The 21971-nt window shown below is 70.2% G+C and carries 18 protein-coding genes; 8 read left to right on the forward strand and 10 right to left on the reverse strand.

The annotated features are described in order from the left end of the window. Positions 1-201: 201 nt before the first annotated feature. Positions 202-1632 carry an RsmB/NOP family class I SAM-dependent RNA methyltransferase gene (locus FBQ73_RS21370; RefSeq protein ID WP_246089852.1) on the reverse strand — a complete coding sequence of 477 codons (1431 nt, stop codon included), beginning with the start codon at positions 1630-1632 and terminating at the stop codon, positions 202-204. Positions 1633-1814: 182 nt separating this feature from the next. Between FBQ73_RS21370 and FBQ73_RS21375 the strand changes: the two genes are divergently transcribed. Together FBQ73_RS21375 and FBQ73_RS22975 are read left to right on the forward strand one after the other, a co-directional pair. Continuing rightward, a complete protein-coding gene (locus FBQ73_RS21375) occupies positions 1815-3110 on the forward strand; it encodes an adenylosuccinate synthase (RefSeq protein ID WP_138401500.1) in 1296 nt (431 codons plus the stop codon). A 154-nt stretch (positions 3111-3264) separates the two neighbouring features. After that, complete coding sequence (locus tag FBQ73_RS22975) at positions 3265-4647, forward strand: hypothetical protein (protein ID WP_210236856.1); 1383 nt, start codon at positions 3265-3267, stop codon at positions 4645-4647. 34 nt (positions 4648-4681) lie between these two features. Here FBQ73_RS22975 and FBQ73_RS21385 read toward each other — a convergent pair whose 3' ends face one another. Continuing rightward, positions 4682-5311, reverse strand: coding sequence for a 2-hydroxychromene-2-carboxylate isomerase (locus FBQ73_RS21385; protein ID WP_138401501.1), 630 nt, complete (start codon positions 5309-5311; stop codon positions 4682-4684). 346 nt (positions 5312-5657) lie between these two features. On the opposite strand from FBQ73_RS21385, the gene FBQ73_RS21390 reads away from it, so the two are divergent. Together FBQ73_RS21390 and FBQ73_RS21395 are read left to right on the forward strand one after the other, a co-directional pair. Further along, positions 5658-6194 carry a phosphatase PAP2 family protein gene (locus FBQ73_RS21390; protein ID WP_449353884.1) on the forward strand — a complete coding sequence of 179 codons (537 nt, stop codon included), beginning with the start codon at positions 5658-5660 and terminating at the stop codon, positions 6192-6194. Positions 6195-6239: 45 nt separating this feature from the next. Beyond that, positions 6240-7469 carry an argininosuccinate synthase gene (locus tag FBQ73_RS21395; protein ID WP_138401503.1) on the forward strand — a complete coding sequence of 410 codons (1230 nt, stop codon included), beginning with the start codon at positions 6240-6242 and terminating at the stop codon, positions 7467-7469. Between the two features lie 123 nt (positions 7470-7592). Here FBQ73_RS21395 and FBQ73_RS21400 read toward each other — a convergent pair whose 3' ends face one another. Next, positions 7593-9482 (reverse strand): heavy metal translocating P-type ATPase, encoded by a 1890-nt coding sequence (locus FBQ73_RS21400; RefSeq protein ID WP_138401504.1) that lies wholly within the window; start codon positions 9480-9482, stop codon positions 7593-7595. 97 nt (positions 9483-9579) lie between these two features. Here FBQ73_RS21400 and mbfA point away from each other — a divergent pair, with 97 nt between their 5' ends. Together mbfA and FBQ73_RS21410 are read left to right on the forward strand one after the other, a co-directional pair. Beyond that, the gene (gene mbfA / locus FBQ73_RS21405; protein ID WP_138401505.1) at positions 9580-10557 is read left to right on the forward strand and encodes an iron exporter MbfA; all 978 of its coding nucleotides are present in this window, start codon (positions 9580-9582) and stop codon (positions 10555-10557) included. Positions 10558-10748: 191 nt separating this feature from the next. Further along, a complete protein-coding gene (locus FBQ73_RS21410; RefSeq protein ID WP_138401506.1) occupies positions 10749-11732 on the forward strand; it encodes a zinc-dependent alcohol dehydrogenase family protein in 984 nt (327 codons plus the stop codon). A gap of 19 nt (positions 11733-11751) precedes the next feature. Here FBQ73_RS21410 and FBQ73_RS21415 read toward each other — a convergent pair whose 3' ends face one another. The 7 genes from FBQ73_RS21415 to FBQ73_RS21445 all read right to left on the reverse strand — a co-directional run bounded on the left by FBQ73_RS21415 (position 11752) and on the right by FBQ73_RS21445 (position 19303). After that, positions 11752-13506, reverse strand: coding sequence for a PHA/PHB synthase family protein (locus FBQ73_RS21415; protein ID WP_246089881.1), 1755 nt, complete (start codon positions 13504-13506; stop codon positions 11752-11754). A 354-nt stretch (positions 13507-13860) separates the two neighbouring features. Continuing rightward, complete coding sequence (locus FBQ73_RS21420; RefSeq protein WP_170219001.1) at positions 13861-14736, reverse strand: CHAD domain-containing protein; 876 nt, start codon at positions 14734-14736, stop codon at positions 13861-13863. A gap of 33 nt (positions 14737-14769) precedes the next feature. Further along, positions 14770-15915, reverse strand: a complete 1146-nt coding sequence (locus tag FBQ73_RS21425; protein WP_138401508.1) for a thiolase family protein — start codon at positions 15913-15915, stop codon at positions 14770-14772. Further along, positions 15912-17402: an AMP-binding protein gene (locus FBQ73_RS21430; RefSeq protein WP_138401509.1), complete on the reverse strand. Its 1491-nt coding sequence runs from the start codon at positions 17400-17402 to the stop codon at positions 15912-15914. Before FBQ73_RS21430 ends, FBQ73_RS21425 begins: the two co-directional genes overlap by 4 nt. Next, positions 17399-17950, reverse strand: a complete 552-nt coding sequence (locus tag FBQ73_RS21435; protein WP_138401510.1) for a biotin transporter BioY — start codon at positions 17948-17950, stop codon at positions 17399-17401. Before FBQ73_RS21435 ends, FBQ73_RS21430 begins: the two co-directional genes overlap by 4 nt. A 10-nt stretch (positions 17951-17960) precedes the next feature. Next, entirely contained in the window at positions 17961-18608 is a 648-nt protein-coding gene (locus FBQ73_RS21440) for an energy-coupling factor transporter transmembrane component T family protein (protein ID WP_138401511.1), read from the reverse strand. Next, positions 18605-19303, reverse strand: coding sequence for an energy-coupling factor ABC transporter ATP-binding protein (locus FBQ73_RS21445; protein ID WP_170219002.1), 699 nt, complete (start codon positions 19301-19303; stop codon positions 18605-18607). The genes FBQ73_RS21440 and FBQ73_RS21445 overlap by 4 nt, the downstream gene beginning before the upstream one ends. Before the next feature lie 298 nt (positions 19304-19601). Here FBQ73_RS21445 and FBQ73_RS22870 point away from each other — a divergent pair, with 298 nt between their 5' ends. Together FBQ73_RS22870 and FBQ73_RS21455 are read left to right on the forward strand one after the other, a co-directional pair. Continuing rightward, positions 19602-19955 (forward strand): STAS domain-containing protein, encoded by a 354-nt coding sequence (locus tag FBQ73_RS22870; protein WP_170219003.1) that lies wholly within the window; start codon positions 19602-19604, stop codon positions 19953-19955. A gap of 197 nt (positions 19956-20152) precedes the next feature. Then, positions 20153-21967, forward strand: a complete 1815-nt coding sequence (locus tag FBQ73_RS21455; protein ID WP_138401514.1) for an IlvD/Edd family dehydratase — start codon at positions 20153-20155, stop codon at positions 21965-21967. The last annotated feature ends 4 nt before the right edge of the window (positions 21968-21971 follow it).

Genomic DNA, 21971 nt, shown 5'->3' on the forward strand with positions numbered 1-21971 from the left:
GTGCGCTCTTTGAGGCCGCTTCGGCTCACGGATCTCCCCGCCAACGGGGCGAGACCCTTGGCCAGGAAGCCTTTGGCCAGGTAGCCTCTGGCCACGGCCTGAAGGGGGCCCGCCGCTCCATTCCAAATCCGCATGCGCTCGTCTTCACCGACTGATTCGCAACGGATGGGAAGGCCGGTCGAGCCGCGTGGGCCTGAGACCTCAGGCCCGGCGCTTCAGCCGGGCGGCGAAGAAGCCGTCGAGACCCGACCGCTCCGCCTCCCCCCGCATCCAGTGACTGGGAAGAGTGCGCACATCCCCTTGAGGAGTTATGAACGGATCGATGCCTTCCACCTCTCCGGGCACGATTGGTGCGCGGATAAGGTCGCTGCGGGCCGCCAGAAGCCTCTCCACCTGCTGTTCGCCCTCTTCCGGCTCCAGCGAGCAGGTGGAATAGACCAGCGTGCCGCCGGGCTTCAGCAGGTCCGCCGCATGGGCGATCAGCCGGGCCTGGAGGGCGGCAAGGGTGACAAGATCTCCCGGCCGCTTGTTGACGGCGATGTCCGGATGCCGGCGCAGGGTCCCGGTGGCCGAGCACGGCGCGTCCAGCAGCACCGCATCGAACGGGCCGCCGGCAAAGTCCGCCGCATCCCCGGCCACCACCTGGGCGGAGAGCTTCAGCCGCTCCAGGTTTTCCTTCAGCCGGGTGAGGCGGGACGACGAGCGATCCACGGCGGTGACGATGGCCCCCGCCGCAGCAAGCTGCGCCGTCTTGCCGCCCGGCGCGGCGCACAGGTCCGCCACCTTGAGTCCGTTCACATTGCCCAAGAGCCGGGCCGGCAAGGCGGCGGCGGCGTCTTGCACCCACCAGTCGCCCTCGGCGAAGCCCGGCAGAGCGCGCACGGGGCCGGCCTGAAGGACGCGCACCGAGCCGGTGGGCAGCACCTCGCCCGACAGGCGCTCGGCCCAGAGCGCCGGGTCGGCCTTCACGGTGATGTCGAGGGGCGGCTCCACCTTATGCATGGCGGCGATGGCGCGGGTGGTCTCCAGGCCATAGGCCTTGATCCAGCGCTGGCCCATCCATTCCGGCGTGTCGGCGAAATCGGGGCTGATGCCCACCATCAGCGCGTCCGCCTCGCGGGTGAGGCGGCGCAGCACCGCATTCACCAGACCGGCGAACCCGGCGGTGTTGCGGTCGGCGCGGGCCACGTCCACGCACAGGCCCACGGCGGCGTGGTTGGGCACGTCCATGAACAGGATCTGCGTCGCCCCGGCCAGCAGCACGGATTCCAGCCGCGGCGCCGATTTCGGCAGGCCGCGCTCCATCAGCTTGGCGATGAGGGAGCGCAGGGTGCCGATGCGGCGCAGGCTGGTGGCGAGGATGCGGTAGGCGAGCGCCCGGTCGCGCGGGTCGAGGGCGACATCGGCGTCGAGGGCATCCTCGAGCGCGGCACCGTGGCGCAGCACCTGCTCAAGGCCGTCCACGGCGAGGATGCGGGCGGCAAGGCCGGGCGTCGCGGCGGCCGGTTTCCCAGGAGCAGGTTTCCCAGGAGCCGGCTTCCCAGGAGCCGGGGCGGGTCCTGAACCGGGGCGGCGGGCGGGCTTTTGGGCGCGGGAGGGCGGTTTCATCGCGCCAGATAGAGCACGAACCATGCCCCCGCGCCAACGGCTTTGCCATGCCGCGCCTTCACAGCGTTCGCCGCGCCTCGTTTACCTTGCCTCGCCAGCGCCGATCCCTTAAGACGCTCGGGTAACGCCCCGGACCTGAGCCGGGGCTTTCCTTTGTGCGCGCGTGCGTTGCGATGCACCCGCGCCGGACCGGGAGGCGCCTTAAGGTGGCCAACGTGGTGGTAGTCGGCTCCCAATGGGGCGACGAAGGCAAGGGTAAGATCGTCGATTGGCTGTCGGAGCAGGCGGACGTGGTGGTCCGCTTCCAGGGCGGCCACAATGCGGGCCATACGCTGGTCGTCGGCGGTGTCACCTACAAGCTCTCCCTCCTGCCCTCAGGCGTGGTGCGCGGCGGCAAGCTCTCCGTGATCGGCAACGGCGTGGTGCTGGACCCACAGGCGCTGGTGGACGAACTCGCCCGCCTCGCCGCCCAGGGGGTCGAGATCGGTCCCGACCGGCTGCGCATCGCCGAAACCGTTCCGCTCATCCTGCCGCTGCACCGCGAGCTGGACGCCCTGCGCGAGAGCGCCACCGCCGAGGGTGCGCGCATCGGCACCACCAAGCGCGGCATCGGCCCGGCCTATGAGGACAAGGTGGGCCGCCGCGCCATCCGCCTCGTGGACCTGTCCGATCCGACCAGCCTGCCGGCCAAGGTGGATCGGCTGCTGACCCATCACAACCTCATCCGCCGCGGTCTCGGCATGGAAGAGGTGAACCGCGACGCCCTGGTGGCCGAGCTGCTCGCCATCGCCCCCAAGGTCCTGCCCTTCATGGACCGGGTGTGGGAGCTGCTCGACAAGGCCCGGCGCGACGGCAAGAAGATCCTGTTCGAGGGCGCGCAGGGCGCGCTGCTCGACATCGACCATGGCACCTATCCCTACGTCACCTCGTCCAACACGGTGGCGGGATCGGCGGCGAGCGGCACCGGCATCGGCCCGGGCGCGCTGGATTACGTGCTCGGCATCACCAAGGCCTACACCACCCGCGTGGGCGAAGGCCCTTTCCCCACCGAGCTGACCGATGAAGTTGGCCAGACCCTGGGCAGCAAGGGCCGCGAGTTTGGCGTCGTCACCGGCCGCGCCCGCCGCTGCGGCTGGTTCGACGCGGTGCTGGTGCGCCAGACGGTGCGCACCTGCGGCATCCATGGCATCGCCCTCACCAAGCTCGACGTGCTGGACGGGTTTACCGAACTGAAGGTATGCGTGGGCTACAGGGTTGACGGTAAGGAAATCGACTACCTGCCGGCGGAGAGCGGGGCGCAGGCGCGCGCCGAGCCCATCTACGAGACCATGGAAGGCTGGCAGGATTCCACCGCCGGCGCCCGCTCGTGGGCGGACCTGCCGGCGGAAGCGGTCAAGTATGTGCGACGGGTGGAGGAGCTCATCGGCTGTCCGGTGGCCGTGCTCTCCACCAGCCCGGAGCGCGATGATACCATTCTGGTCCACAATCCGTTTCAGGCCTGATCTTCGGGCGTGACGCGGGTCCGGAGCATTTTCACGCGGCGCGAACTCCGGTTCGCATCGAGGAAATGCGGCATATAAATGCGATAGGGCGTCTTGCGTGACCTTTGGTCACAAAATGCCGCCCTAACGGCTCAAGGCGAAGCGCACGTCTCTCATGGCTGACTACTACCCGCTGCTGGTCCGCGCGATTTCGAGCCTGCCCCAGAAGACCGGGGAGGGTCGGCGCGCGGTCTATGACCGCGCCCGCACGGCCCTCATGCGGCAGTTGCGGGGGGTGGACCCGCCCTTGCCCGAAGGCGAGATCACCCGCGAGCGCATGAGCCTCGAGGAGGCCATCCGCCGGCTTGAGGCCGATTACGCCCAGCAGGACAATTCAGCCGACACCATCGCCGACGAGGCGGAAGACAACGAGGCCCCCGCTCCCAGGAACACCGCCGAGGACGAAGACACGGACGAGCCGGACGAGCCGGCCCCACCCGCCGCCCCCGTTGCGGCAAAGGAGACTCCGCGCCCGCCGGCTCCGGCCGCGCCGCTGCCAACGGCGCCCGCCGCCCCCGAACCCAACGGCCGCGCCGAGCGCCGCCTCCCGCCCCGCCAGCGCAGCGAGGAGGAGGACGACGAAGCCGACAGCCGCCCGCCGGTGCGCGGACGCGGCGAGGTGCGCAGCCGTGTCGCCGCCGCCAGCGGCGCCCGCCGCCCCGCCAATGGGGAGGGCGGCCCCTCGTGGAAGAAATTCGCCCTGTGGCTGGCGCTCGCCCTGCTGGTACTGGGCGGCATCGCCTTCGCGGTGGTGTATCGCGACATGTTCCTGGGCGGCACCGCTGAGCAGCGCGCCGCCGCGCCGACCGCGTCCGGGTCCAGCGACCAACCCAAGATCGCCGACCGGGTGGTGCGCTCCTCGGGCGACGCCGCCCGGCGCGCCCCGACCGCGCCCCCCCGGACCGGCGGAGGTTCCGCCCGCGCGGTGCTGTTGGAGGAGACCCCCGGCGGCGCCCAGCCGCAGGTGTTCGAGGGCACGGTGGTGTGGAAGACAGAGACCGTGAACGCCGGTCCCGGCCTGCCCCCCGACATCGGCCTGCGCGGCGACGTGGTCATCCCCGAGCGCAAGATCAACATGAGCTTCGTACTGCGCCGCAACACCGACCAGACTCTGCCGGCCTCCCACACCATCGAGATCGGCTTCCGACTGCCGGACGACTTCCCCTTTGGCGGCGTCTCCAATGTGGACGCGGTGCGCATGAAGCCGAACCAGCAGGCCCTCGGCACCCCGCTTGCCGGCCTCGCGGTGCGGGTGAACCCGACCCTGTTCCTGGTTGGCCTCTCCGAGAAGGCGGCCGATCGCCAGCGCAACGTGACCCTGCTCCAGGCCTATCCGTGGCTGGACGCGCTCATCACCTACACCAACAACAAGAAGGCGGTTCTGGCCTTCGAAAAGGGTCCGGCCGGCGAGCAGGCCTTCAACGACGCCTTCTCCGCCTGGGGCGAGTTGCTCCAGCGCCCGCCGGCCCAGGCCGCCCCGCAGCAGAACGGCGGCTGACGCCGCGCGGCCTGCCCGCCGAGGCGCGCGCCGGTCATTTGCCTTTGGCGAGGCTTCCCCTGGCGAGGCTGCGGGCGTGGTCGAGGGCCATCTCCAGCCGGTCGTTGCCCCAGAACAGCTCGCGGTCCGCCGTCACGAAGCTCGGGGCGCCGAAGATGCCGCGGTGCTTGGCCTCCTCGGTCTGGTGGCGCAGGCGGTCCTTGTTCTCCTGCTGCTCCGCCTCGGCGACGACATCGCCGTAGAAATGGCCGAGCCCGGCCAGGATCTGGCGCAGGGTCTCGCGGTCCGAAATGTCGCGGCCCTGTGCGAACTCCGCGAAGAACACCGCTCGGGTGAAGGACGGCCGGCACGCATCGTTGAGATAAACCGCGAGGCGCGCCGCCAAAAGCCCGTTGGCCGGGAACGGGTCTGGCCTGGTCACCGGCGGCAAGCGCGCCAGCACGGCGAGCCGGTCCAGGTCCCGCCACATGTGGGCGCCCTTGAGCGGATAGGTGTTGAAGGGCGAGGTCGTATAGCCCTGTCCCGCGAAGATGGGCCCGAGCAGGAACGGCTTCCACACCACCTGCACATCCGCCAGCTCGGCCAAGGCCGTGATACGGGCGGCGGCCAGATAGGAGTAGGGCGAAGCGAACTCGTAATAGAAATCGAGGGTGCCGCTGGCCATGGGCGCGTCCTGCCTGTACATCGCTGCCTCAATCTGCGGCGGGGCACGGCCTTTCCGCAAGCGGTTGGATCAAAGTGGCTGGAGGTCGGGTGACGCCTTGAAGTGGGTGCTGTTCTTCGCGCTGGTGATCGGCGCCGCGGTGGCGATCCTGTTCACCGTGTTCCCGGACTGGGACATGGCCATCGCCAGCCTGTTCTGGGATGCGCAGGGGCGCCATTTCGTCCTCGCCGGCGCGCCCTGGGCGCAAACCGTGCGCAATCTCGCCAACTGGATCCCCTGGGCCATCGCCGCGCCGGCCTTCGCCGCCATCGTGCTGAAGCTGCTGTTCCCGCGCCGCAAGATGTTCATGCCGGCGCGGGCCGCCGTGCTGCTCGCCTTCACCATGGCGGTGGGGCCGGGCCTGCTCGTCAACGGCATCCTGAAGCAGGAATGGGGGCGGCCCCGACCGGTGCATGTGGATACCTTCGGCGGCCGCGACGCCTTCAAGTCCTGGTATGAGACCGACGGCACCTGCCCCGGCAATTGCTCCTTCGTCTCCGGCGAGGGCGCGCTGGGGTTCTGGATGACGGCGCCCGCCAGCCTCGTGCCCGGCCCGGCCGGGGCGGTGGCCATGGTGGCGGCGGTGGTGTTCGCCAGCGTGGCGGGGGGGCTGCGCATCGCCTTCGGCGGCCACTTCTTCACCGACGTGGTGTTCTCCGGCGTGCTGGTGATCGTGCTCGTGGTGCTGACGCGCTATTTTCTCTACGACCGCAAGGGCGCCCCGAGCGACGCAGCAGTCGAACTCATCATCGGCCGGACCGGGCTGAAGCTGCGGACCCTCATCCAGCGCGTTTGGCGCAGGGTCCGGCGCCGGCCCTTGCCTCCGCCTCGCACGGGCCTATAGTCCGCGCCGCCCTTTCCCATCCCTGCAAAACTCCCGAGAGACCTGATGGCGCGTGACGTGAAGAAGGTGGTGCTGGCCTATTCCGGTGGCCTCGACACCTCCGTGATCCTGAAATGGCTCCAGACCACCTACAATTGCGAGGTGATCACCTTCACCGCCGATCTCGGGCAGGGCGAGGAGCTGGAGCCGGCGCGCAAGAAGGCGCAGCTGCTCGGCATCAAGGACGAGAACATCTTTATCGAGGACGTGCGCGAGGAATTCGTCGCCGAATACGTCTTCCCCATGTTCCGCGCCAATGCGGTCTATGAGGGGCTGTACCTGCTTGGCACCTCCATCGCCCGGCCCCTGATCGCCAAGAAGCAGATCGAGATCGCCCGCAAGATGGGCGCCGACGCCGTCTCCCACGGCGCCACCGGCAAGGGCAACGACCAGGTGCGCTTCGAGCTGGCCTATTATGCCCTCGAGCCCGACATCACCGTGATCGCCCCCTGGCGCGAATGGGACCTCACCTCCCGCACCCGCCTGCTGGAGTTCGCCGAACAGCACCAGATCCCCATCGCCAAGGACAAGCGCGGCGAGGCGCCGTTCTCGGTGGACGCGAACCTCCTGCACTCCTCCTCCGAGGGCAAGGTGCTGGAAGACCCGGCCGAGGACGCGCCGGACTATGTCTTCCAGCGCACCATCTCCCCCGAGGAGGCTCCCGACGAGGCGACCCTCATCACCATCGCCTTCGACAAGGGCGACGCGGTGGCCATCAACGGTGAGGCCCTGTCCCCCGCGAGCCTGCTCACCAAGCTCAACGAGCTGGGCAAGGCCAACGGCATCGGCCGCCTGGACCTGGTGGAAAACCGCTTCGTGGGCATGAAGAGCCGCGGCGTCTACGAGACCCCCGGCGGCACCATCCTGCTTGCCGCCCATCGCGGCATCGAGAGCATCACGCTCGATCGCGGCGCGGCGCACCTCAAGGACGAGCTGATGCCCCGCTACGCGGAGCTGATCTATAACGGCTTCTGGTTCTCCCCCGAGCGGGAGATGCTGCAGGCCGCCATCGACCATTCCCAGGCCTATGTGACCGGCGAAGTCACCGTGAAGCTCTACAAGGGCAACGCCACGGTCATCGGCCGCAAGAGCCCCTATTCGCTCTATAATCAGGAGCTGGTCACCTTCGAGGAAGGCGCGGTCGCCTACGACCACCGCGACGCGGCGGGCTTCATCAAGCTTAACGCTTTGCGCCTGCGCACCCTCGGCAGCCGGGCGCGCAAGATTTCCGAGTGAGCGTCTCGGAGTGATCTGACCTGCGAAAGACCAAGCGCCGGCCGTCCGAAGGGGCGGCCGGCTTTTTTTTGTGCCTCATGCCATCGGCCTTTTGTCTTCGCCCGATGCCAAGTGGGTAGGCCCTCACCCCTCCCCCGGCCCGGGGATCAGCACTCGCAGGGCGTTGAGGATCACCGCCACGTCGATGGCTTCCTGCAACAGCGCCCCCGCCACCGGCTCCAGAAGGCCGAAGGCCGCGGCCAGCATGCCCACGAGCGACAGGGCGATGCCCACGAACACGCTCTGCCGCGCGATGGCGAGCGCCCGCCGGGCGATGGCCATGGCTTCGGCGAGCCGATCCAGGCGGTCCACCAGCAGCACCACGTCCGCCACCTCGGCGGAGGCGGCGGCGCCGCGCGCGCCCAGCGCCACGCCCACGTCGGCGGCGGCCAGCGCCGGGGCGTCGTTGACCCCGTCCCCCACCATCATCACCGTGCCCGAGGCGAGCCGCGCATGAGCGCGGGCACGGGCATCGGTAACGTGGGAGACCTTGCCGCCGGGCTGAAGGTCGCCGGCCCAGCTGTCGAGGTCGAGGCTGCGGCCCAGCGCCTCCACCGCCTCCACCCGGTCGCCCGAAGCGAGGGCGATGTGGTCCACACCGCCGGCCCGGAGCGCCCGCACCATCTCGCCCGCATCGTCCCGCACCTGGTCGGCGAGAATGAGCAGGCCGGCAAAGCATCCGTCGATGGCCACCGCGACCACCGCGCTTGCCGCCGGCAGGCTGGCGCGCAGGGCGTCCCCGTCGCCGGTGGCCCGCGCCGCGACGAAGGCATAGCCGCCCACCGCCACCTCCCGGCCTTCCACCCGCCCGGTGACGCCGACACCGCCTTCTTCCTCCACACACTCCGGCACGGCGAGAGCGAGGCCGCGCGCCTTGGCCGCCGCCACCAGCGCCGCCGCCACCACATGGCTGGAGGCCTGGTCCAGCGCGGCGGCGAGGCGCAGCACCTCGTCGGGGGCGAAGTCCGGCGCGGCGCGGATCTCCTGAAGCTGGGCCCGGCCGTGGGTCAACGTACCGGTCTTGTCGATCACCAGCGCCCGCACGGCGGCAAGCTTCTCCAGCGCGCCGCCGCTTTTCACCAGCACCCCGCGTTTGGCCGCCCGCGACAGGCCGGCCATGAGCGCCACCGGCACCGCGAGGATGAGCGGGCACGGGGTCGCCACCACCAGCACCGCCAGCGCCCGACGCGGATCGCCGGAGAGGAACGCCGCCGCCAGCGCCAGCCCCAGTGACACCATCAGGAAGCCGAGGGCATAGCGGTCCGCGAGGCGCGCCATGGGGGCGCGGCTGGCGGCGGCGGCCTCCACCAGGCGGACGATGGCCGCATAGGTGCTCTCGTCCGCCGGCCTCAGCACCCGCACGTCGAAGGCGCCGCCCACGTTCACGGCGCCGGATGGCCCCTCCTCCCCCTCCTCGAGCCGCACCGGGTGCGCCTCGCCGGTGAGGGAGGACTGGTCGAGCACCGCCGGCCCGCCGCAGATGCGCCCGTCGGCGGGGATGGTGTCGCCTTGCCGCACCACGATGAGGTCGCCGCCCTTCAGCACCCCGATGGGGACCTCGCGCAGCGTGTCGCCCTCCCGCAGCAGTGCCGAGCGCGGGGCGCGGGCGGCGAGCGCGGTCATCTCCCGCCGGGCGCGGCCTTCGGCGAAGCGCTCCAGCTGCTGGCCGCCCGCATACATGAGGGCGACCACATTGCCCGCCAGCGGCTCGCCGAAGGCCAGCGCCGTGGCCATGGAGAGGGCCGCGAGCAGGTCGAGGCCGAACCGCCCTTCCCCCAGCGCCCGCGCGATGTCGAACACCAGCACCGCGAGCACCGGCAGGGTGCCGGCCACGAAGGCGAAGAACGCCGCGCGATCCTGCCCCGCCACCAGCAGGCCGAGGCCGACGACCAGGGGCAGCACGGCGGCCGTCAGCAGGAGGTAGCGGTTGCGCGCCAGGCCGACGCCCATCACTGTCGGTGCCGCCCCGGGCATCCATCTCTCCCTGCCCGTGGCCATGCGGTCGCATTGCCTTTGCGAACCATCGCTAGTCTAATGATATTAGAAATATTCTAATTTGGAGTCATCCGGGATGTCGCGCTTTTTCCCCGGGCGCCGTCGGTTCGCCGATCTGTCCGAACAGGAAATCCTCGCCCTCGCCATCTCCTCGGAAGAGGACGACGCCTACACCTACACCGATTATGCCGAGACCCTGCGCAAAGACTATCCGGACACCGCCAAGGTGTTCGAGGCCATGGCGGCCCAGGAGCGCGGTCATGCCACCAGCCTCACCCGCGAATATGAGCGCCGCTACGGCCCCCACGTGCCGCTGATCCGGCGCGAGAGCATCGCCGGCTATTACCATCGCCGCCCGGTGTGGGCGGTGGTCAATCTCGGCCTTGAGCGCGTCCGCGCTGAGGTCGGGCGGATGGAAGATGAATCCGCCAATTTCTACCTTCAGGCCAAGAAGAAGGCGACCGATCCCGGCACAGCTAAGCTGCTGGAAAGCCTCTATCAGACCGAATTGCAGCACGAGGAGATCGCCGGCGCGCTGGCCGACCGCTACCTGCCAGTGGACAAGCGTTCCGAGGAGAACGAGAAGGCCCACCGCCAGTTCGTGCTCACCTGGGTGCAGCCGGGCCTGGCCGGCCTCATGGACGGCTCGGTCTCCACCCTTGCCCCCATCTTCGCCACCGCCTTCGCCACCCAGGATTCCCACACCACCCTGCTGGTGGGCCTCGCCGCAGCGGTGGGCGCGGGCATCTCCATGGGCTTCACCGAGGCGATCCACGACGACGGCGTCATCTCCGGCCGCGGCTCGCCCATCAAGCGCGGCATCGCCTCCGGCGTGATGACGGCGGTGGGCGGCCTCGGCCATGCCCTGCCCTACCTGATCCCCGAGTTCTGGACCGCGACGGTCATCGCCATCATCGTGGTGTTCATCGAACTCTGGGCCATCGCCTTCATCCAGAACCGCTTCATGGAAACGCCGTTCTGGCGCTCGGTGATGCAGGTGGTGCTGGGCGGCGCGCTGGTGCTGGCGGCAGGCATCTTCATCGGCGGCAGCTGACGCGGCGCACGCCGACGCAGCTTGCTCAAGATCATTGGCGCCATGGCCGCAAGGGTGCGAACCTTGCCCTTTATACCATCGGCCTCGGTGTTCGACCGACGCCGAGCGGGTTACGCTCAAACGCCGCGCGGGCTTGACCGATGGCGGGTGAGCTTCTCTCACCCGCCATCGGTCTATTCTCGGAGGTCCGCATGCTCGCCATGGTCCTGAAGCGCAGCGGCGACAGGTTGGTCGCGCAGGAGCGGCCCGATCCCGTCGCGGGGCCGGGCGAGGTGGTGATCAAGGTCACCGCCTGCGGTGTCTGCCGCACCGACCTCCATGTGGTGGACGGCGAACTGCCCCAGACCCTGCTGCCCATCGTGCCCGGCCATGAGATCGTCGGGCGGGTGGCGGCCCTCGGCGCCGGTGTGTCCCATCTCAGGCTCGGGGAGCGGGTGGGCGTGGGCTGGCTTGGCCACGCCTGCGGCACCTGCCCCTATTGCGCCGCGCAGGAGGAAAACCTCTGCGACACCCCGGTCTTCACCGGCTGCACGCGGGATGGCGGCTTCGCCACCCACACGGCGGCGGATGCCAGCTTCGTCTATCCCCTCGGCGAAGGGGGTGACGACACCGCGCTGGCGCCGTTGCTCTGCGCCGGCCTCATCGGCTGGCGCACCCTGAAGATGGCGGGGGAGGGACGGCGCCTCGGCCTCTACGGTTTCGGCGCGGCGGCGCACATCATCGCCCAGGTGGCCCGCTTTCAGGGCCGGGAGATCTATGCCTTCACCCGGCCCGGGGATGAGGCGGCGCAGGATTTCGCCCGTTCCCTCGGCGCCGTCTATGCCGGCCCCTCCGACGCCCCCGCTCCCGAGCTGCTGGACGCCGCCCTCATCTTCGCCCCGGCGGGGGAGCTGGTGCCGCAGGCGCTACGGGCGGTGCGAAAGGGCGGGCGCGTGGTGTGCGGCGGCATCCACATGAGCGACATCCCCTCCTTCCCCTACCGATGGCTGTGGGAGGAGCGAAAGATCCTGTCGGTGGCGAACCTGACCCGGGCGGACGCCCACGAATTCCTGGCGCTGGCACCCAAGGCCGGCGTCACCACCCATGTGACGCCCTACCCGCTGGCACAGGCCAACGAAGCCCTCGACGACCTGCGTCACGGCCGGCTCAAGGGCGCGGCCGTGCTGGTGCCGTGACCCCCGGAGCGGGAAGCCCTCAGCGCTGCATCACATAGGTGCCCGGCGCCGGGCCGAGCGCGGGATAGCCGGGGCCGCCGATCTTCGGCAGGCCCACCGGCCCGGTGGAGCGCGCTGCCAGCCAGGCCTCCCAGGCGAGCCACCAGGAACCATCCTGCGGCTTCGTCGCCTCCATCCATTCGTCCGGACCCAGGTGCATGTCGCCATACCGGGTCTCATGCAGGCGGAAGTGCCGGTGCTTGTGCCCCGGCTCGCTCACGATGCCCGCATTGTGCCCGCCGGAGGTGAGCACGAAGGTCACGTCGGTGTCGGTGAGCTGGTGGATCTTGAACACCGACCGCCACGGCGCCACGTGGTCCCGCTCGGTGCCCACCACGAACAGGGGCACCCGGATATCCAGCAGCGACACCGGCCGCCCGTCCACGCGATAGCGGCCGGCGGCGAGGTCATTGTCGAGGAAGAAGAAGCGCAGATAGTCCGAATGCATGCGATAGGGCATGCGGGTCGCGTCGGCGTTCCAGGCCATGAGGTCGTTCATGGGCGCGCGCTCGCCCATGAGATATTCGTGGACGAGGCGCGACCAGACGAGGTCGTTGGAGCGCAGCATCTGGAATGCCCCGGCCATCTGCCCGGCGGCGAGATAGCCCTGGTCCCACATCATGCTTTCCAGCGTATAGAGCTCGCTGGGATCGACGAAGAGCTGGAGTTCGCCCGCCTCGGAGAAGTCGGTCTGCGCCGCCAGAAGCGTGACCGAAGCAAGCCGCGCATCGTTGGCGCGCGCCATGGCGGCGGCGGCCACCGACAGGAGCGTGCCGCCGAGGCAATAGCCCGCCGCATGCACCTTGCTGCCGGGCACGATGGCCTCGATGGCCTCAAGCGCCGCCATGACGCCCTGCGTCCGGTAGTCGTCGAAGCCGAGGTGACGGTCCTCCTGGGTCACGTTCCGCCACGAGATGCAGAACACCGTGTGGCCCTTCGAAACCAGATGGCGCACCAGCGAGTTCTCGGGCGACAGGTCCAGGATGTAATATTTCATGATCCAGGCCGGCACGATCAGCACCGGCTCGGCCGCCACCTCGCTGGTGGTCGCGCGATACTGGATCAATTCGATGAGGTGGTTGCGGAAGACCACTTCGCCGGGCGTCACCGCCACGTTCTGCCCCGGAGCGAAGGCTTCCGCCCCCACCGGCGGCGCGTCGCTCGCCTTGCGGGCGAAATCGGCCAGCGCGTTGCGGACACCCTCCACGAAATTCATCCCGCCCGTCTCCCGGGTGCGGCGGATGACCTCCGGATTGGTGAGGGGCGAGTTGGAGGGCGAGAACACGTCCAGTAATTGCCGCGCCATGAAGGCCACCAGCGCCTCGTCATGGGGCTTGACGCCGGGCACGCCATGGGTGGCGTTGTGCCACCACTGCTGGTTCAGCAGGAAGCCCTGGTACCAGAGGCGAAAGGGCCAGTCCTGCCACACCGGGGCGCTGAAGCGGTCGTCGCCCGGCAGAGGGGTGATGCAATTGGGCAAGGTCCGGTCGAGGCTGGAAGCCACCGCATAGGAGGCGAACCGCGACGCCTTGCGCCACGCCTTCAGCGCCAGCTCCGCCCGCTTGCCGGGGGCCGCTGCCAGATGCATCCACCAGTCGAGATAGGCCAGCGACAGCGCCGCCGGCGACATGCCGCTGGTAGCCCGCGCCACCAGCGCGGCCGCCGCCCGGTCCACAGCGCGGAACGCCTCGGGACCGGAACCCCGGTCGAAATCCTCGTCGTCCTGGCAAGTCATGCGCGCCCACACCTGCGCCAGCATCCGGGCGGACTCCGGCAGGCGGGAGAAATCCAGGGCGGGACGCTCCGGCACGGACGCGGGGGACGAAGAAGCGGACGGAGCCGCGACCAGCCCGGCTTTCGGGGCCACCCCGACGGGCGCCTCCGATGGCGCTGTCGGGACGAGGGTCAAGGACGGAACGCGGGTTTCGAGGGGCATCGGCCGGTCTCTTCGCAAACTCGGGAGCCGCCGGGCGGGTCGCCAGCGGCGCACATCTGTTCCTTGCCCGTGCTCGGGGCGCTTTCATGGCGCGGGAGAGGGCGATCCAAAGATAGAGCATGCGCGACGCCGATTAAGGCACCTTGACCCTCATCAAATGGATGCGACCGGCCCGAGAGACTTCCGATAGCGCGCAAGAAACGCCTTGGGCCGCAGCCGGAACAGCGCCTTGTGCCGGCGCTCGGCCTTCTTCTTCAGCCGCTTCTGGGCGAGGCCCATGGCGAAGTCGAGCCGGAGCCGCGTCCCCTCCGCCAGATCCGGTGCGCTCTGAAGCATGGGGCGCAGGATCTCGATATCCTGATGGGCGCCCAATATGTCCCGCAGGCGCTGCGCCTTGCGGGCGCGCTTGGCCCCCCGCCCCCCGAAGGCGGAGGCGATGAAGCTCATCTGGTAGCGATGGGCCACCACCCTTTTGCGGGTCTCGTGCAGGACGTGCGGGTCGGCGAAGTGCGCGCGCCGGGCCTGGCGGTAGGCTTTCACAAGCCCGGCCCCCACGTCGGCGGCGGCCACTTCGGCACCGAAATCCCCCGCGAGCGTTGCCCGCACCTCGGCCCCGAAGGCGGTGAGGGCGGCGCGATGGCGCTCGGCCTCCTCTGGCGGCTCCGCATCGGGACCGATGGCGGCACGGGCATCCGCCGCGTCGCAGGCGATGAGCAGGCCGGCGGCCTCGATCACGTCGATGGCCTCGAAGGCCGCCGCCTTGTCGCGGGCGCCGGACAGGGCACGCGCCACCTCCGCCGTATGGCGGCGCAGGGCCGAAGCGGTCTCGCCGGGCACGAGGCGCAGCAGGGCCCGCAATTCCTTCATGGCCTTGCGGGCGTCATGGACCATCTCCACCGGGTCCGGATCCTCGATCGCCTCCTTCAGGGTGTCGAGCACGTCGATGAGCGCGAACACCAGCGCCTGTCCTGCCGCCGAGGCGGGGGCCGGGGCCACAGCGGGGCCGGCGGTGTCCGGTTGCGCATCCATCTGCGGTTCAGCGTCCTGTCCAGATCCCATCCTTCAATCCTGCCACGGCCGGAGGGTTTCGTCTTGCCGTGATACCACCATGGCGCTGGCGATGCCGCCCGCCCCGGCGATGGCCACCAGCGCCCGGCCGCCCGCCGCCCGGAGCCGGTGGAAGGCCCGAACCGCCAGCACCGCTCCCGAGGCCCCGATGGGATGGCCCCGGGCCAACGCGCCGCCCTGCGCATTCACCCGCGCCGGATCAAGGCCCAGCCGCCCGATGCCGGCCAGTGCCTGGGCGGCGTAGGCCTCCATCAGTTCCACATGATCCATGTCGCGCGCATGAAGGCCGAGCCGCGCGCACAGGGCGTCCACCGCCGCCACCGGCGCCAATGCCGGCATCAGCGGATCACCGCCCCGCGCCAGCGCGCCGACGATCCGGATCCGTCCTTCGCCACCCGGACCGAGCAGCACGAGGGCCGCCGCATCCGCCTCCACCGCCGTGGTGGCGGCGGTGACGCCAAAGGCCGCCTCCCCTGCGATCACCGGCAGACGCGCGAGCAAGGCCGGGGACAAAGCCCGCGCGAATGGGTCCGTGGCCATGGCGTTCACCGGCACGATCTCGCCATCCGGCGGCGCGGCGGCCAGCGCCCGGCGATGGCTTTCCATGGCAAAGGCTTCCTGCGCCTGCCGGGGGATGCCCTCGGCGCGCGCCAGCGCGGCGGCGGCGGCGGCAAGGTCCGGCTCGCGCTCCGGCCAGGGGGTGAAGGCCGGCTGGCGGTAGAAAAGCGGCGCCTCGTCTTTCGCGCGCGGGCGATGGGCGCGCAGCGGGGCGCGGCTGAAGCTTTCCACGCCGCCGGCGAGCACATAGCGCGCCTCCCCCGCAGCGATGCGGGCCGCGCCCATGCGGATGGCGTCGAGGCCCGAGCAGCACTGGGTGTCCAGCGTCAGCGCCGGGATGTGCTGCGGCAGGCCGGCGGCCAGCGCCGCCACCCGCGCCACATTGCCGCCGCCGGACAGGGCATTACCGAGGATCACCTCGTCCACCGCCTCGGGCGCGATGCCGGCCTCGGCGAGCAGCGGGCCGATCAGGGCCGCCGCCAGGGCAAAGGGCTCGATGTCCCGGAACGCGCCGCCGCGCGGCACCACCGCCGTGCGCCTGGCGGCGAGAAGAGCGACGCGGCCCTGCGTGACACCGGTCATGGGATCAGCTCGCAATCGTTCGGCCACAGGCGGGCGACGGCGGCGAAATCAGTCTTACCGGAGGCGGTCAGCGGCCAGCGGGCGACCCGCGCATAAAGCCGCGGCACCTTGAACAGGGCGAGACGCGGCCGTAGCCACGCCACGAGGTCCGCCCGTGTCACCGATGCCCCCATCTGCGCCCCTTCCTCCGGCTGGAGGAAGGCCACCAGCCGTTCGCCGCGCTTGCCATCAGGCACGCCCATCACGGCGGCGGCGGCGATGGCGGGGTGCAGCTCCAGCTGCCGCTCCACCTCTTCGGGATAGAGGTTCTTGCCGGAGGTCACGATCATACGCTTGGCCCGCCCCGCCAGGGTGAGGAAGCCGGCGGCGTCCAGCCGGCCCATGTCACCGACGCTGATTTCCGGGCCGTGGCGCAAAAGGTCGGCGCTGTCGCCGGTGGCATAGTCGAGGAACAGGAACGGGCTTTCCACGAACACGAGGCCGGTGCGCCCCATGGGCAGGCGCCGGCCGGCCCTGTCGCGGATGGCGAGGCGCACGCCATCGAAGGCCCGGCCCACGGAGCCCTCTGGCACTGGCTCGTCGCCCTTGGCCACGGTGATGAAGGAGAGTTCCGACGCGCCGTAGAATTCGGCGAAACCGGCCCTGGGCAGGTGGATGGAGAAGAGCGCCTTGCGTCCCGCCGGCCATTTGGCGCCCGAGCACAGCACGAGGCGCACGTGGTCCAGCCGTGCGCCCTCCGCCGCAAGATGATCCAGCAGCAAGGCGAGCTGGGTCGGCACGCCAAAGAGCACGCTGGCCTTATGCCGCCGCGCGAGGTCCGCCACCGCGCGGGGGCGGAAGCTTTTCGACAGGATCACATGGGCGCCGGCATCGAGGCCCCGCGCCAGCGCATAAAGGAACAGGGAATGGGTGAGCGCCCCCGGCGCCAGCACCACGTCGCCGGGGCCGATGCCGAATTCGCGGGTGTCGGCATCGAAGCTCTCGGTCCAGGAGCGGTGGGTGCGGCGATAGCCCTTGGGCAGGCCGGTGGAGCCGGAGGTGAAGCCCACATAGAAGGGCAAGTCCGGGAAGGGTAGGTCCGGATCCGGCGGCGCCGTCACCGCGTCCGCGCCGGCACCGATGGCCTCGGCAAGGCCCGCCAGCCCTTGTGTCGGGGACAGGCGCACATCCGCATCCGCACCGCACGACACCAGCAATCCCGGTCGGATGCGGGCGAGGATGTCCGCCCTTTGTCCCGCCGGCCAGGCGGGGTCGAACACCTGCCCCTCCCGTCCCGCATGGGCGGCCGCGAGGAACAGCACCGCCAGCGCCGCGCCGTTGGGCAGGTCGAGCGCGATACCGCCTTCGGGCGCGTCCCCGAAGCGGGCGGCGATACGCTGCACCAGCGCGGCGAGGGCGCTGTAGGTGATGCTCTCGCCCTCGCAGGTCAGGGCCGGCGCGTCGGGGCGCTCGGGGCCGTGGCGGGCGAGATGGCGGGTGATGCTCACGGGCGCGGCTGCGCCGCCACCGACCAGTTGCGCAGCACGGTGGTGACCAGCACCGAGGCGCCCACCGCCTTGATCAGGTCGCCCGGCAGGAACACCGCCGCACCAATCACCGCCTTGGACAGGCCGATGCCCGCCGCCGCCGCCAGCACCGGGATGCCGAACAGGTAGACCACGCCGATGCCGCCGACCACCGACGCCACCAAGGCCGAGGCGAAAGCCGGCAGCTTCAGCCGTTCGGCCAGGAGCCCCGCCACATAGGCCCCGGCGATGTAGCCGATGAGGAAGCCGGCGGTGGGCCCGGCGAGGATGCCGAGGCCGCCGCGCCCGCCCGCGAGCAGCGGCGCGCCCAAAAGCACCACGAAGACGAACAGCGCCACCGCCGCCGCCCCGGCCCGCGCCCCCAGCAGCAGGCCGGCGAGCATCACGCCGAGGCTCTGGGCGGTGATGGGCACCCCGGCCGCCAGCGGCATGTAGATAGGCGGCACGAAGCCCAGCGCCGCGATGAGGGCGGCGATGAGCGCGATGCGCACGAGGGTGCGGGTGTCCATGGTCGATCCTTCAGGGGTTCGGGCGCGACGAGGTGGGCGGGGCGGGCGGCTCCGGCTGATCGGGCATGCCGAAGCCCCGGGCGTCGAGGGCTTCCGCCACCTGGTCGGCGGTGGAAAGCGCGCCGGAGAAGAAGGCGCCGATGAGCACCAGCCCCGGCCGGCGCGGGCTGCGGGCGCGCCAGGCCTCCTCGCGTCCCCGCCAGCTTTCCAGCAGCACCGGCACGAAGCGCAGCACCAGAGCCACCGCCAGCGACAGCCGCTCTGGATCGACCCCGAACCGCGCCAGCGGCTTCAGCGGCACGGCGATGGCGTCCATCATGTCCTGCAGCCGCGTGGACAGGGTGACTAGATCGGCGATGAGCACCATCACCGCGATGCGCAGCACGCTCGCCACCGCCACCGACAGGGAGGCGGCCCACACCTGAAGCGCGAAGATGATGGCGAGCAACGGCAGCAGGCTGCGCCATTCCAGGATGCGCAGCACCCCGCGCCGGCCGAAGCTGGCATAGACCAGCAGCACCGCCGCGAGCACAAAGGCCAGCACCAGCGGATCGCCGATGGGCAGGATGAAGACCGACAGCACGGCGAGCGCGATCAGCTTCACCCCCGCCGGCAGCCGGTGCAGCAGGCTGGTGCCGGAGAGATAGCCGGCGATCACGGCAGGCCCCCCGCGGCCGCGCGGGCGCGGGCATCGGCCTCATAGAGCGGGATGACTTCCCCCGGCGCGCCGTCGGCGGCGATGATGCCGCCCTTCAGCCACAGCAGCCGGTCGAAGCCATCGAACAGGTGCAGATCGTGGCTCGCCATGACCACCTGGAGGTCGAGGTCGGCGAGCCGCGCGGCGAAGCCGAGGCGGGTGGTGAGATCGAGGCTGGAGAAGGGCTCGTCCAGCAGCAGGATGCGCGGCCCGGCCGCCAGCGCGGCGAGGATGCACACCAGTTGCTTCTGGCCCTCGGAGAGGTCGGCCACCGCCCGCTCGCCCCAGCCGGCGCAGCCGTGGCGGGCCAGCAGAAGATCGGCGGCGGCATTGGCCTCGGCCTTGGGGCGGCCCTGGGCGATGGGGCCGAAGGCGATCTCCTCCCGCACCGTGGGGAAAATGATCTGGTGGTCCACGTTCTGGAACACGAAGCCCACGGTCGCCGGCAGGCGTCGGCGCTCCTTGCGGGTGTCGAGGCCGGCTACGGTGACGGTTCCCGCATCGGGCAGGAGCAGGCCGTTCAGCAGCCGCAGCAGGGTGCTCTTGCCCGAGCCGTTGTCACCCACCAGCCCGATGCGGCGCTCGGACAGGGTCAGGGACAGGCCGGCGAAGACCGAGCGGGCGCCACGATCGAGCACCACACGGTCGAGCACCATGCCGGCGGCGCGACCGGGACTGTCCGCGGCGGGCAGGGGGCCGGCGTCGGGGCGGTTCGGCTGGCGCGCGGGGCGCGCGGATCGTGAAGCGGTGAACATCGCGGGTGCGAGATGGATTATACGCTTCCCGGCGTGGTGCAAACCCCTGGGCAAGCTCCCGGGGCAAGCTCTCGGCGAGCGCGAGGCGGAACCGTCCGGCCCGCGACACACAACTGAAACATGCCGATGGAATAGAGGCCGGCAACTCCCTGGACGCGATCCACGCGGTCGCCGCCGCCCTTCAAGCCCGGTCACCTCCATGAAAATCGAAACCCACGCCCTTGGCCCCGAACAGGTTCTCATCATGCTTGACGGTCGGCTCGACATCGAAGGCACCGCGCAGATCGAGGTCGCCTTCAGCGCCGTGTCGAGCCACGCCAAGGCGACCCTGGTGGACCTGTCGGCGACGCCCTTCGTCGCCTCGATCGGCATCCGCCTGTTCATCAGCAACGCCAAGGCTCTGGCCCGCCGGGGCGGGCGCCTGATCCTGTTCGGCGCGGCGCCGACGGTGGAGGAGGTTCTGCTCACCACCGGCCTGGGCGAACTGGCCACTGTGGTCGCCACCCGCGCCGACGCCGACGCGGCCCTCGCCACCCTCGGCGCTGCCTCCTGATCGCGGGCACGGACTTTGACTTGAAACGCGGACGTACCGCGCTTGGCTCAGGGCGGCTTCGGCCGCCCTTTTCTGTTTGTTGCCGCTCCAATCCTGATTGATTTCCGGCGCGCCGAGGCGCATATATCGCCAAAATCAAATCGATTAGAACCGGCGCGTCGGAACGCCGGAGCACACAGATTCCCATGGAGACGCCCATGTCCGGTCAAGGCGACCAGCCCGAGAAGCACGGCCTCAAGCTCAGGTCCCAGCTCTGGTTCGACAATCCCGACAACCCCGGCATGACGGCGCTGTACCTGGAGCGCTACCTCAATTTCGGCCTCACCCGGGAAGAGCTGCAGTCGGGCAAACCCATCATCGGCATCGCCCAGACCGGCTCGGACCTCTCCCCCTGCAACCGCCACCACCTCGACCTTGCCAAGCGCGTGCGCGACGGCATCGAGGCCATGGGCGGGGTGCCGTTCGAGTTCCCGGTCCATCCCATCCAGGAGACCGGCAAGCGGCCCACCGCCGCCCTCGACCGCAACCTCGCCTATCTCGGGCTGGTGGAAATCCTGTACGGCTATCCGCTGGACGGTGTCGTTCTGACCACCGGCTGCGACAAGACCACCCCGGCCTGCATCATGGCGGCGGCCACCGTGAACATCCCGGCCATCGTCCTGTCCGGCGGCCCCATGCTGAACGGCTGGTGGAAGGGCGAGCGCACCGGCTCCGGTACCGTGGTATGGAAGAACCGCGAGCGCTTCGCCGCCGGCGAGATCGACTATGACGAGTTCATGGACGTGGTGGCCTCCTCCGCCCCGTCGGTGGGCCATTGCAACACCATGGGCACCGCCTCCACCATGAACGCGCTCGCCGAGGCGCTGGGCATGTCCCTGCCCGGCTGCGCCGCCATTCCCGCCCCCTACCGCGAGCGCGGCCAGATCGCCTACGACACCGGCAAGCGCATCGTGGACATGGTGTGGGAGGACCTGAAGCCCTCCGACATCCTCACCCGCGAGGCGTTCGAGAACGCCATCCGCGTGAATTCCGCCATCGGCGGCTCCACCAACGCCCCCATCCACCTCAACGCCATCTCCCGCCATGTGGGCGTGCCGCTGAACGTGGACGACTGGCAGGCGGTGGGCCACAAGATCCCGCTTCTGGTGAACCTCCAGCCCGCCGGCGAATATCTTGGCGAGGAATTCCACCGCGCCGGCGGCGTGCCGGCGGTGGTGGCGGAACTGATCGAGAAGGGCAAGATCCACGAGGGCGCGCTCACCGTGAACGGGCGCTCCATCGGCGAGAACTGCAAGGGCAAGCTCTCCTGGGACCGCGAGGTCATCAAGACCTATGACGCGCCCCTGAAGGAGGATGCCGGCTTCATCGTGCTGCACGGCAACCTGTTCGACAACGCGGTGATGAAGACCTCGGTGATCTCGCCCGAGTTCCGCGACCGCTTCCTCTCCAACCCCAACGATCCCGAGGCCTTCGAGGGCCGCGCCGTGGTGTTCGAGGGGCCGGAGGACTACCACCACCGCATCGACGATCCCTCCTTGGGCATCGACGAATACACCCTGCTGTTCATCCGCGGCACCGGCCCGCTGGGCTATCCAGGCGGCGCCGAGGTGGTGAACATGCAGCCGCCCACCGCCCTCATCAAGAAGGGCATCCATGCCCTGCCCTGCATCGGCGATGGCCGCCAGTCCGGCACCTCCGGCTCGCCCTCCATCCTGAACGCCTCGCCGGAAGCGGCGGCCGGCGGCGGCCTCGCCCTGCTGAAGACCGGCGACCGGGTGCGCATCGACCTTAATACCTGCACCGCCGATATCCTCATCTCCCCGGAGGAGCTCAACCAGCGCCGGGCCGACCTGCAGGGCCACGGCGGCTTCCCCATGCCGCAGAGCCAGACCCCCTGGCAGGAGATCCAGCGTTCCATGGTGGCGCAGTTCGACGAGGGCATGGTGCTGAAGCCGGCAGTGAAGTACCAGCGGGTGGCCCAGACCATGGGCGTTCCCCGCGACAACCACTGAGCGA

Origin of the sequence: Xanthobacter autotrophicus, from assembly GCF_005871085.1 — a bacterium.
Lineage (GTDB): Bacteria > Pseudomonadota > Alphaproteobacteria > Rhizobiales > Xanthobacteraceae > Xanthobacter > Xanthobacter autotrophicus.

Coding starts and splice junctions, on each gene's coding strand:
- FBQ73_RS21370 (WP_246089852.1), bottom strand. CDS start 1,632: ATGGTTCGTGCTCTATCTGGCGCGATGAAACCGCCCTCCCGCGCCCAA.
- FBQ73_RS22975 (WP_210236856.1), top strand. CDS start 3,265: ATGGCTGACTACTACCCGCTGCTGGTCCGCGCGATTTCGAGCCTGCCC.
- FBQ73_RS21385 (WP_138401501.1), bottom strand. CDS start 5,311: ATGGCCAGCGGCACCCTCGATTTCTATTACGAGTTCGCTTCGCCCTAC.
- FBQ73_RS21390 (WP_449353884.1), top strand. CDS start 5,658: ATGCCGGCGCGGGCCGCCGTGCTGCTCGCCTTCACCATGGCGGTGGGG.
- FBQ73_RS21395 (WP_138401503.1), top strand. CDS start 6,240: ATGGCGCGTGACGTGAAGAAGGTGGTGCTGGCCTATTCCGGTGGCCTC.
- FBQ73_RS21400 (WP_138401504.1), bottom strand. CDS start 9,482: ATGCCCGGGGCGGCACCGACAGTGATGGGCGTCGGCCTGGCGCGCAAC.
- mbfA (WP_138401505.1), top strand. CDS start 9,580: ATGTCGCGCTTTTTCCCCGGGCGCCGTCGGTTCGCCGATCTGTCCGAA.
- FBQ73_RS21410 (WP_138401506.1), top strand. CDS start 10,749: ATGCTCGCCATGGTCCTGAAGCGCAGCGGCGACAGGTTGGTCGCGCAG.
- FBQ73_RS21415 (WP_246089881.1), bottom strand. CDS start 13,506: ATGACTTGCCAGGACGACGAGGATTTCGACCGGGGTTCCGGTCCCGAG.
- FBQ73_RS21420 (WP_170219001.1), bottom strand. CDS start 14,736: ATGGATGCGCAACCGGACACCGCCGGCCCCGCTGTGGCCCCGGCCCCC.
- FBQ73_RS21425 (WP_138401508.1), bottom strand. CDS start 15,915: ATGACCGGTGTCACGCAGGGCCGCGTCGCTCTTCTCGCCGCCAGGCGC.
- FBQ73_RS21435 (WP_138401510.1), bottom strand. CDS start 17,950: ATGGACACCCGCACCCTCGTGCGCATCGCGCTCATCGCCGCCCTCATC.
- FBQ73_RS21445 (WP_170219002.1), bottom strand. CDS start 19,303: ATGGTGCTCGACCGTGTGGTGCTCGATCGTGGCGCCCGCTCGGTCTTC.
- FBQ73_RS22870 (WP_170219003.1), top strand. CDS start 19,602: ATGAAAATCGAAACCCACGCCCTTGGCCCCGAACAGGTTCTCATCATG.
- FBQ73_RS21455 (WP_138401514.1), top strand. CDS start 20,153: ATGTCCGGTCAAGGCGACCAGCCCGAGAAGCACGGCCTCAAGCTCAGG.